Raw genomic sequence first — 11,031 nt, 5'->3', positions numbered from 1 at the left:
GTTTAATCCATAAAGAAAAGAGATAAATTCCCGAAAGAAAAAAACTAAAAATGTATTTTCACACATTTTTGATGATTTTGTCCAAATTCTTTCTGCGAATATTTGAGACTCATCCCGATTCAAGAGCAACAAAAAAACCCCCGCCATTTTGAAACAGCGGAGGTTTTTATTTTTATAAATATTAAAATCAAATTATTGAATGATCAGCTTGCGCTGAACGGTGAAGTCGTTGGTGCGGATGCGCGCTACGTAAACGCCTGCCGGAAGCTGGGAAACATCTATGCTTTGGTTGCCATCGATGCTGGTTTGCACCACCTGCACGCCTTTCAGATCGAGAATTTCGAGCGTGGCTTTTCCTTGTGGCAGCCCGGCTATCGAAACCTGACCATGTGCCGGGTTGGGCCACAACTGCACGGCAGCCTGCTGCTGCTCAGTAATGTCGGTGTAAAGTACCATCCAATTGATCTTAGAAAGTCCTTCATCGGCATAATTTCCTGTGTTCGGGAATTCACTATCATAATCGATCGATGCAGGCATCGACATCGGCCATTCATCCAGGTAAATTTTAATGAGTTCCCCATTCAAGTAGCCATTTGAATTTGTATTTGTGCTGTCATTTCCAAATATTACCAATACATGATCCTTTGCTGGATCGGAAATGGTTACCTCGCCAAGTACATGCCACTGATCATCCATCGCCACAAATTTATCGCCGGGGTAGATAGTTACGTTACAATTGCCCAGAGCTTGCGCGGTTATTACCACCAAATGTGAGTTTCCGGTGGGTGTAACGCTTCGGGTTTCGGCGGGACCTTCACTTACCATCGGCGTGCGCTTATTGGCCGGGAAAGTAATGGTGTTTTCGGCAGTGGTTTTCACCAGATAAGATTTGCCGGGTGTAAGATGATCGAGCGTGTTGATTTGGAACGAAGGCCAATACAAATTTGTGCCGGCTACTTCTTTTACTACCACAAGATCGCTTCCCATGCCGCCAAATAAATCGCTACATGGCACGTCGCTGTTGCTAATCACCGGCATCAGGTTCCAGCCCTGGTGCAATAGCAAGTTATGACTTAACGCATCATAACCTGAGAAACTAAAGGCTGCCTGTTGTGCAAGTTTTATCTTGTAACCCTGCTGCGAGTTCCACAGGCCTATGGTGTTCACGCCGGCGGCTGGCCACCAGGCATGTTGCATATCCTGAAGGATGATTAGATCGTCGCCCAGACTTTCAAAGATATTTGTGACGTTGGCATCTACCGGCATCAGATAGCTCGAAATGCCGCTCCAGCCTTGTGGCAGATTAATGGCCTGTTGCGATACGGGAGGCATTTGCTCTACCGGCGGGAAGACGATGTAGTCAATCCAGCCACAGTCGCTGCCCGAACCCACCGATTGATCTTTTACGTAAAGCCATTTAAAAGTATGCTCGCCTGCACTTACATTGTGAGTTTCCAAAGCCCAGGCATTTTCGCCCGACCATTCGCCAACTTTGTTGTTATCGATAAAAAATCTCAGCCAGTCGTAGTTATTTTCGCTCGACACCTTGCGGTAGAAGGAGATGGCTCCATCAGCGGTAACGTCCATGGTAATGCTAAGCACACTCTGCTGCTGATTGCCAATATTACCCGAACGTGCAGAATAGGTTCCCTCATAAGATTGGCTGCTGACAACCGTCCAGTTGGCATTGCCGGAAAGCTCCCAATCGTGTTGCGAAAAATCGCCTGTCTCGAAGTCTTCCACATCGGCTCCAGCCAGGATATCCACATCAAAAGCATATTGTTGCGTGTTGTTATTGCTGGTGCAGTTTATGTTTAGCTCGCCCGCAATATTGTGGCTCGTGGGTGTAGCTGCGCTGGCGGTGATATTGAAAACCACCACCTTTGCTTCACCGGGTTCTACAGTTTGTAATGTGGCGGTGCCGTTGTTGATGGTTACGAAAGGATCGTTGGTGGTGTATTGCGCTGTAAGCTGTGTAAGGTCGTACAATCCTCCGTTTTTGATGGTAATTTTCACGTCCACAGTCTCGCCCGGATCAAGGCGGCCGTTTCCGTTTCCTTCAGGATCTGAAATTTCGATGCTGCCCATGTTGATGGCATAAGAAGTTTTTGCCAGCGCTTTTATACAGAAGTTACCTGAATGCTGGAATCCGGAAGGATCGTTATAATTATAAAAGTCGAGCCAGGTGCTGCCTGATTTGTAATAACTCTCACCTTCGGCAGCGGTGGATTCGACAATGGTACGATAGCTGGCACCCAACAGCACGGGTACGTCGCTGGTGCGATCGTACGGGTGGCCTCCGTCAGACAAACTTACATAAACGTAAAAATTATCTCCCTGACTCACTTCCACCGGTGTATCAAGATTGACAGTGTGCAAGCCGGTGTGGGCATAGAAGCCCGATTTCGATGAGAGCAGATTTTGTAGCTCACCATTGTTAAAGTCGCTATAGATTTTAACGGTATAGTTTACGTTATCAGCTGCTGTGAAAAAGTTGACTGCCGAAATCACGTCGCCCGAAACAGCAGTAAAAGCATTGAAAGCTTCGGTTGCTGATTCCAGTTCGTCGCGCCAGCCATGGTAGTCGTGGTAATAGATTTGGGTATATTCCATCGGCTCCACATCAATAAACGATATGGCGCCCATCTGCGGTTCCTGGCCGGCCCATTTGTCGTAATACGAAATCCAGAAATAACCGCTCTGTCCCCAGCTGGCTCCCCATGAATTCTTTACAATCCACGCACCCGGCAGCGGCGCCTGTGTAACCTTGTCGTCGTCCCATCCTACAATGGCGACTGAGTGATTGGGCAGCACATTGCTTGTTGGCGGCTGGTAATGAATCGTACCCGAAATAAATGCGCCGTCGTAGCACATGCAGGTAGCCATTACGCCATTTTCCATGATCTTAGTTTTGAGCAGATCGATGTTTTCCAGGTTGGGTCCGGCCACATACCACTCCACATCGCGCGGGTAATATTTGTGATAAGTATCGAGGTTGCGCTCTGGCGGTGAGGAGAAGGTGTTGCCGTCGATTGCACGGGTAGAACCTTCGCCACGTGAGAGGTAAGCGGTAGTAACGCGATAGTCGCCACCCTGATGCACTTCCAGGCCACTGCCGGAGGGAGGATCAAGGTCTTCGTTGTAATGGTCATTGAAACCATTCCACCAGTCGAGGTGGTAGGCGGCCAAAGCTGGCTCTCCGGTTTCGCCGGCATCTGCCCAGTTGCCGGTCATCAGCAGGTTGCCTTCCATCGCGCCCGACGAGCCGTGCGTCCAGCAGGTGCCGCCCTGCTGATTTTTAACGCTGGTGACGTAGCTTACGCCGTTCACGTTGCGAAGGTCGAAGGAAGAGGGTAGGGTCATCTGTCCGTCTACCGTCAGTGCTTTGATGCAGAAGTTGCCGGTGTGCTGAAAGCCGGAAGGATCGTTGTAATCATAAAAATCATTCCACGATTTTCCATCGTTATAAAAGCTCTGTCCGGGTGCGGCGGCCGATTCTACAATGGTTCGGTAGCTTGCGCCAAGCAGCACGGGTACGTCGCTTGTCCGGTCGTATGGATGTCCGCCGTCCGAGAGGCTCAGATAAACATAGAAGTTCTGCCCTGCGGTGAGGTTAACAGCCTGAGAAAGATCGACGGTGTGAAAGCCGGAATAGTCGAAATGCCCGGTTTGTGTCGAGAGGAGATTTGTTAAATTACCACCTGTAAAAGTGCCGTAGATTTTTACAACATAATCCACATCGTGCGCAGCGGTGAAAAAGCTAACCGCTTTAAGAATCTGAGCGCCATCAGCCGTAAAAGCATTGAAAGCTTCGGTTGCTGATTCCAGCTCGTCGCGCCAGCCGTGGTAGTCGTGATAATAGGTGTGCTCATATTGCAATGGTTCTACTTCCTGAAAAGAGATAGCTCCCATCTGGGGTTCGCGGCAAGCATGTTTGTCGTAATACGAAATCCAGAAGTAGCCACTGAGTCCCCAAGAGCCGCCCCAGGAGTTTTTTACAATCCAGGCGCCCGGCTGCGGAGCCTGCGTCACTTTGGTGTCGTCCCAGCCTACAATAGCCACAGCATGGTTTGGGTCTTCGTTGCTGGTGGGCGGCTGATAATGAACGTAATTACTCATATAGCTACCGCTGTAGCACATGCAGGTGCCCAGCACGCCATATTCCATTATTTTATTTTTTATCAGATTGATGCCATTCAGATTTTGGTCCATGGTGTACCACTCGATATGTCGCGGATAGTAGTAATGATAGGTGTCGCTGGTGCGAGCAGGCGGTGTATTGAAGGATGGCGCGTCGATATCGCGCACTGCACCTTCGTTGCGTGAGAGGTAAGCGCTGGTAACGCGGTAGTCGCCGCCATTATGCACTTCCAGGCCGCTGCCCGAAGGAGGATTCATATCGTCGTTGTTGTGCTGGTTAAAACCGTTCCACCAATCGAGGTGGTACTCGGCCAGGTCGGGTTCGCCGGTTTCGCCGGCAGCCGTCCAGACCCCGGTCATCATCAGGTTGCCTTCCATAGCCGAATAGGCACCATGTGTCCAGCAGGTGCCACCTTGCTGATTTTTTACACTGGTTACGTAGTTTACGCCATTCACATTACGCAGGTCAAAAGTAGCCGGTTGGCCAAAGCCAGCCAAAATGCTGCATAAAAAAAGCATTGTCAGTAGAACATTTTTCATTATAAAATGTAGTTATAGATGAGTATTTAAAAATTTTAACAAATGTACTAAAGTTTATTTTTGCAGGTCATCAGAAAATTTCTAATGCCCCCGGGTCAAAATCTTAAAAGATATTTGTAAAACACAATCAGGCAGCGGCAAAAACAGGCATCTTGACAACGAAAAATAATTTTAAGTATTTGTTTTTAAATGAGAAATTCTATTTTCGCGAAGTAATTAAAAAATTCTAAGTTATGAAATCATTAAGTAAATACGTATTCCTGTTGCTTCTGGCAGGATGTTTTGCCTGGCAGCCCGCGTTCGGGCAGGGCAGTTTAATCAGAAAGCTTAAAGAAAAGGCTGAAAACAAAGCCGTGGAGGAGGTTTTTGGTACTGAGCAACAACAAGGTAGCTATGGTGGCAGCAACGATGCCAACCGGCCCTCCAACACCAAAGGCGCGGGGCTCACCACCGAAGCACCCGATGTGCTGGCCAGCATCGATCAGGCTGATGCTGCTTTTGGAAATAAGAAATACAGCGATGCCCGGTTTGGATTGCGCCAGGCCATCCTCGGCATAGAGATGGAGATTGGTGAAAAAATCCTGGAAGGATTTCCCGAAACTATCAACGGGTTGCCCGCCGTAAAAGAGGAAGATAATGTGGCCAGCACCGGGATAGGATTTGTAGGGCTTTTCATCGAGCGCACCTACCGCCAGGACGACAAGCAGTTTAAAGTTACCGTGGGCAATGATGGAGCTCTTCTTTCTGCCGCCGGAATATACCTTTCCTCGGCCGGTGGGATGTATCAAACTTCAGACGACGACAACCGCAAGATCGTCACCTTCGACGGAAAACGCGCCGTGCTCGAATACGACGAGTATTCGGGGTACAAACTCAGCGTTCCTTTCGGACAATCGTCGATACTGATAACCGAAGGCATCAATTACGCCGACGAAAACGAGATGATGAATTCATCCAAAGAGATTAATATTGGAAACATTAAAAAGGAGCTAGGTGAACAATGAAAAAAATAACCCTCATACTTTCGATTGTATTAATGGTAGCGCTGCAAGCGCGAAGCCAGGAGGTTCCGGCACTGCTCGATGAGGCTGCCGGCGCCTACAAAAGCGGAAATCTGGAAGATGCCCGCTTTGCATTGCAACAAGCGCTCAACGGAATCAACCAGGCCATCGGGCGCGACATCCTGGAGATGATGCCGCAGCAACTGGGCGACATGGCCGCTATTGCTGAAAGCGACAACGTTACCGGAATGAATACAGCTTTCGCCGGATTATTTGTAAGCCGCCACTACAAAGCCGAAGTAAATCACGCCGAAGTAGAGATCGTGAGTGATTCGCCATTTCTGTCCGCCATCAACATACTGCTGAACATGCCCGCTTTTCTGAATTCCGACCCCAACCAAAAACGTATCAAGATTGATGGCCAAAAAGCCCTGCTCACAAAAACGCCGGCAGAGCAAGAGCAATTGGTAAGCTACGATGTGCAACTGGTTTTTGGAAATACCTTGTTCACATTCACAGTTACCGGCATCGAAGATGAAAACCAGGTAACCGCCATGCTCGACAAAATCCCGATACGCGGCATTATGGCAGTAGCAGAATAGAAATTACGAGTATCAAAAAAGTGGAGCAACTAACCCCACAATTCAGTCCTACAAAAAAACCCGCATCATTCGTTGATGCGGGTTTTTTTAATTTAGAGTTTAATGAAAATGCTACAGCGAGTTTTTGCTGTTGAGATCGTCAAAGGCAATCTCAAGACGGTTGATCATGCTTTGCTCGCCTTCGCGCAGCCACTTGCGTGGGTCGTAATATTTCTTGTTGGGTTTATCTTCGCCTTCGGGGTTTCCGATTTGCCCCTGCAGGAAATGTTCCTTTTTCTTGTAATAATTCATCACACCTTCCCAGGTAGCCCATTGGGTGTCGGTGTCGATGTTCATTTTTACAACACCATAACCGATTGCTTCGCGGATATGCTCCTGCGATGAACCGCTGCCGCCATGAAATACAAAGTTGACAGGATTGGGTTCGGTGTGGAGTTTCTCCTGGATGTATTTCTGCGAATTTTTCAGGATAATCGGTTCTAGTTTTATATTGCCGGGCTTGTACACGCCGTGCACATTACCAAAGGAAGCGGCAATGGTAAAGCGGTTGCTTACCAGTTTGAGTTGCTCATAAGCGTAGGCCACCTCTTTGGGCTGGGTGTAGAGTCGCGAACTATCTACGCTCGTGTTGTCCACGCCGTCTTCTTCGCCGCCGGTGATGCCCAGCTCTATTTCGAGGGTCATGTCCATTTTCTTCATGCGCTCAAGATATTTTTTGCTGATGGCGATATTATCTTCCAGCGACTCTTCGCTCAGGTCGAGCATGTGGGAGCTGAACAACGGTTTGCCGTGCTGCTTGTAAAACTTTTCACCTTCGTCGAGCAGTCCGTCGATCCAGGGAAGCAGTTTTTTGGCGGCATGGTCGGTGTGCAGAATTACTGGCACCCCATAGATTGCGGCCAACTTGTGTACGTGCATAGCACCACTCACAGCTCCGAGGATGGCGGCCTGCTGGTTTTCGTTGGAGATGCTTTTGCCGGCATAAAAAACGGCACCACCATTAGAAAACTGAATAATTACCGGCGACTTGGCTTTAGCGGCTGCTTCCATCACGGCATTCACAGAGTTGGTCCCTACCACGTTTACAGCAGGGAGGGCAAAATGCTTGCGCCGGGCTATCTCGAAAATCTTCTGTACGTCGTCGCCAGAAACTACACCGGCTTTTACTACTTCTAATACTTTATCTGCCATAATTACAATTATTTAAAGTTTGAAAATAAGGATTTTAGATTGCAAATTTACAACTAATCATGCATAATTGCTAATAAAACATCAAGATACCTTGAAGTAGTCCACCAGGAAGCGATCGATGAGACGAGGTACTGCAAATTGGTGCAGTTGGTCCAGCCTTACAGAGCTGAATTTTGTATCGTGCTCCGACCCGAAATCCCCATTCGCCTCTACTATCACAAATCGAGCGTGGAGCCGTTGGTGCGTTAGCTGATGTGTGTAAAGTTTGCTTGTGTGCGTCACAACAAAGTCGTTGGTGGGTAAAATGCTCCGCCATTCAGGAAGTGCAAGCAGTTGTTCCGGCGGTATTTCCGTTTGTGTTTCTATCACCGGAAAGGTGTAAAGTCCTTGCCAGATGTCGCCGGCAGCACGTTTGGTGAGTAACACTGATGGCTCATCCTGGTTTTTGTGAAGCACCACCATATAATAAAAGGTGCGGTGTCGTACTTTGACTTTGGGCTTTTTTACCGGCAGCTTTTTTACAAGCTTTTGCTGATATGCTGCGCACTGGTGGGCAAAGATGCACTGGCTGCAGTCGGGATTGGTCGGGATGCAATAGCATGCGCCAAATTCCATCATTGCCTCGTTGAAGGTGCCGGGTGCTTCCATGGGCATGAGCTGCTTCACCAGCTCCTTTACTATTTTAATTCCTGCCGGGCTGTCGATGGGTTCGTGCACAGCAAACCAGCGGCTTACCACGCGCAATACGTTTCCATCGATGGCCGCTTGACGCTCGCCGAAAGCTATCGAAGCGATGGCTGCCGCGGTGTAGGGTCCAATGCCGGGAAGCTGCAGCAGATCGTGGTGATTGTCGGGGAGGATACCGCTATGTTTTTGTACGATAATTTGTGCAGCAGCGTGCAGGTTGCGCGCACGTGTGTAGTAACCCAGCCCCTGCCAAAGCTTTAGAACGTCGTCGATACTGGCAGCAGCCAATGCCTGAACTGTAGGATACTGCTCGACAAAGTCATGATAATATTGCAGTCCTTGCCTGACGCGTGTTTGTTGCAGGATCACTTCGGAGAGCCAAATTTTGTAGGGATCGCTGGTTTGTCGCCAGGGTAAATCGCGGCGGTGCTGGTGGTACCATGTAAGCAATCGTTGGATATCGGGCATTCTGTATGGGTTATTGGTAGTGGGCAGAACGATAAAAATGTGTAAATTGTTATTTTGTTCAACAGCTTGATTATTAATATGAATAGAATTGAGCTGTGAGATGGCAAAATTAAAAAATCGGGGACTATTTGGCTGATAATCATTTTTTTAAAAATTTCACAAAATGATGGCTTAAAGAAAAAAATAATATATTTGCACCCCTATTTACAAATCTAACAATCAAAACATTAAGTAGAATTATGACAAAAGCCGAAATTGTAGCAGAGATTGCAAATAAAACAGGAATAGAAAAACTAGTTGTTCAAACCACCATTGAAGCCTTTATGGAATCTATCAAGAATTCGATGACCAGTGGTGAAAATGTCTACCTGAGAGGATTTGGTAGTTTTACAATCAAAAGAAGAGCTGAAAAAACAGGGCGTAACATCTCTAAAAACACCACCATCATCATCCCTGCTCACAACATCCCCACCTTCAAGCCTGCAAAATCATTTGTAAACGAAGTTAAAGAGAACGTAAACATAAAATAGAAAGGACGCACAAAATGCCAAGCGGAAAAAAAAGAAAAAGACATAAAATGTCGACCCACAAGCGCAAAAAACGCCTACGGAAAAACAGACATAAAAATAAAAAGAAATAATTTTTAACTTGTCGTAAAAATTATTACATGATGTCATTGTGTGATGGCATGGTGTAATAATTTTTTTTTTAAAAAGAAAGCCGACAAGTTGCCAACGAAAAGACTTCTGATGCGTATTACCAAATTGCACAAAGCGTGGACAGGGATTTAATCATCAATTCGAATTCTGCCGGAGTTGATATTGCGTTACTCGAGGATAAATATCTTGTAGAGCTTACAAAGGAAAAATCCAACAAAAAATATTCGGTAGGGGATGTGTATCTGGGCAAGGTTAAAAAACTCATGCCCGGTCTTAATGCCGCATTTGTAAATGTTGGCTACGAGAAAGATGCCTTTTTACACTACCTCGACCTGGGTCCGCAGGTGCGTTCATTAATAAAATACACGAAACTGGCCAGTGCGGGCAGGATCCCCAACGTGCCATTGAGTGAGTTCAGGCTGGAGCCTGATATCGAGAAAACCGGAAAGATTTCAGATGTATTCTCTGTTAATCAGCCTATCCTGGTGCAAATTGCCAAAGAACCCATTTCCACTAAAGGGCCGCGTATTTCGTCGGAGATAAGTTTTGCCGGGCGCTTTCTGGTGCTGGTACCGTTGGCCGATCGAATTTCGATATCGCAGAAAATCCGCAGCCTTGAAGAGCGAAAGCGCCTGAAGAGGCTTATCAAAAGTATCAAGCCCAACAATTTTGGGGTAATTGTGCGCACTGCTGCCGAAAATAAATTGGTAGCCGATCTGGATGCCGACCTTAAAGATTTGCTTAGCAAATGGGATATTATCGCCAACAAACTCAACAAGGCTGAGCCACCCACCAAAATCGTCAGTGAGCTGGATCGCACTTCCGCGATTCTGCGCGATCACCTCAACGAATCGTTCAACAACATCCACGTCGACGATGCGGCACTGGCCGACGAGGTGCGTGCTTTTATCAAACAGATAGCGCCCGAAAAAGCCGGTATCGTTAAGTATTACAGCGGAGCCAAGCCTATCTTTGAACATTTTGGTGTAGATAAGCAGGTCAAAAATTCGTTTGGGAAAATCGTCACCATCAAAAGCGGTGTTTACCTGATCATCGAACAAACCGAGGCCATGCACACCGTCGACGTCAACTCGGGACACCGCGTAAACAAAGATAAAAACCAGGAGAGCAATTCACTGGAAGTAAATCTGGAAGCCGCAACCGAGATTGCCCGTCAGTTGCGCCTACGCGACATCGGTGGCATCATCGTGGTCGACTTCATCGATATGACCGAAGCAAAACACCGGCGGCAACTCTTCCAGCACATCAAAGAGGAGATGGACAAAGACAAAGCCAAGCATTCTATTTTGCCCCCCAGCAAGTTTGGGCTGGTGCAAATAACACGACAGCGGGTGCGTCCGGCAATGAATATCCAGATACTCGAAAAGTGCCCCGTTTGTAATGGCACCGGCGAAAGTAAAGCCGCCATCCTCATTGTGGATGAGATCGAAAATAATTTGCAATATCTGCTGCAGGAACAAAATGAGAAGAACCTTAGCATCACGGTTCATCCATTTGTGCATGCTCAGCTTACCATCGGATTTCCGTCGTTGCGGTTGAAATGGATGTGGCGTTACAAGCAGTGCATCAAAATCAAGCCAAGCGTCTCGCACCATTTTCTGGAGTATCATTTTTTTAATAGTAAAAACGACGAGCTCAAGATGTAAGTAGTGATTGTCTATCGTCCAACCACTGGAGCGTTGCCGTTTAATCACAAAATTCAAAAAACAAAATCCAAATAAG

The 11,031-nt window shown here is 47.3% G+C and carries 7 protein-coding genes; 4 read left to right on the top strand and 3 right to left on the bottom strand.

All coding sequences use genetic code 11. From position 1 onward, the window contains the following. Positions 1 to 192: 192 nt before the first annotated feature. Positions 193 to 4,680: a lectin like domain-containing protein gene (locus tag VFC92_04430; GenBank protein ID HZK07426.1), complete on the bottom strand. Its 4,488-nt coding sequence runs from the start codon at positions 4,678 to 4,680 to the stop codon at positions 193 to 195. 233 nt (positions 4,681 to 4,913) lie between these two features. Here VFC92_04430 and VFC92_04425 point away from each other — a divergent pair, with 233 nt between their 5' ends. After that, a complete protein-coding gene (locus VFC92_04425) occupies positions 4,914 to 5,684 on the top strand; it encodes a hypothetical protein (protein HZK07425.1) in 771 nt (256 codons plus the stop codon). Next, on the top strand, positions 5,681 to 6,283 hold the full coding sequence (locus tag VFC92_04420) for a hypothetical protein (protein HZK07424.1): 603 nt from the start codon (positions 5,681 to 5,683) through the stop codon (positions 6,281 to 6,283). The genes VFC92_04425 and VFC92_04420 overlap by 4 nt, the downstream gene beginning before the upstream one ends. A gap of 111 nt (positions 6,284 to 6,394) precedes the next feature. Here the strand turns inward: VFC92_04420 and fbaA are convergent, their stop codons facing one another. Both fbaA and mutY read right to left on the bottom strand, forming a co-directional pair. Beyond that, positions 6,395 to 7,474 carry a class II fructose-bisphosphate aldolase gene (fbaA, locus tag VFC92_04415; GenBank protein HZK07423.1) on the bottom strand — a complete coding sequence of 360 codons (1,080 nt, stop codon included), beginning with the start codon at positions 7,472 to 7,474 and terminating at the stop codon, positions 6,395 to 6,397. 81 nt (positions 7,475 to 7,555) lie between these two features. Continuing rightward, positions 7,556 to 8,629 carry an A/G-specific adenine glycosylase gene (gene mutY / locus VFC92_04410; protein ID HZK07422.1) on the bottom strand — a complete coding sequence of 358 codons (1,074 nt, stop codon included), beginning with the start codon at positions 8,627 to 8,629 and terminating at the stop codon, positions 7,556 to 7,558. A gap of 239 nt (positions 8,630 to 8,868) precedes the next feature. On the opposite strand from mutY, the gene VFC92_04405 reads away from it, so the two are divergent. Together VFC92_04405 and VFC92_04400 are read left to right on the top strand one after the other, a co-directional pair. Next, positions 8,869 to 9,159, top strand: coding sequence for an HU family DNA-binding protein (locus VFC92_04405; protein HZK07421.1), 291 nt, complete (start codon positions 8,869 to 8,871; stop codon positions 9,157 to 9,159). 245 nt (positions 9,160 to 9,404) lie between these two features. After that, a complete protein-coding gene (locus VFC92_04400) occupies positions 9,405 to 10,955 on the top strand; it encodes an Rne/Rng family ribonuclease (protein ID HZK07420.1) in 1,551 nt (516 codons plus the stop codon). Positions 10,956 to 11,031 lie beyond the last annotated feature (76 nt).

The sequence above is a fragment of the Bacteroidales bacterium genome (assembly GCA_035647615.1).
In the GTDB taxonomy this organism is placed as follows: domain Bacteria; phylum Bacteroidota; class Bacteroidia; order Bacteroidales; family 4484-276; genus SABY01.
This window is presented reverse-complemented; position numbering and strand designations above follow the sequence as displayed.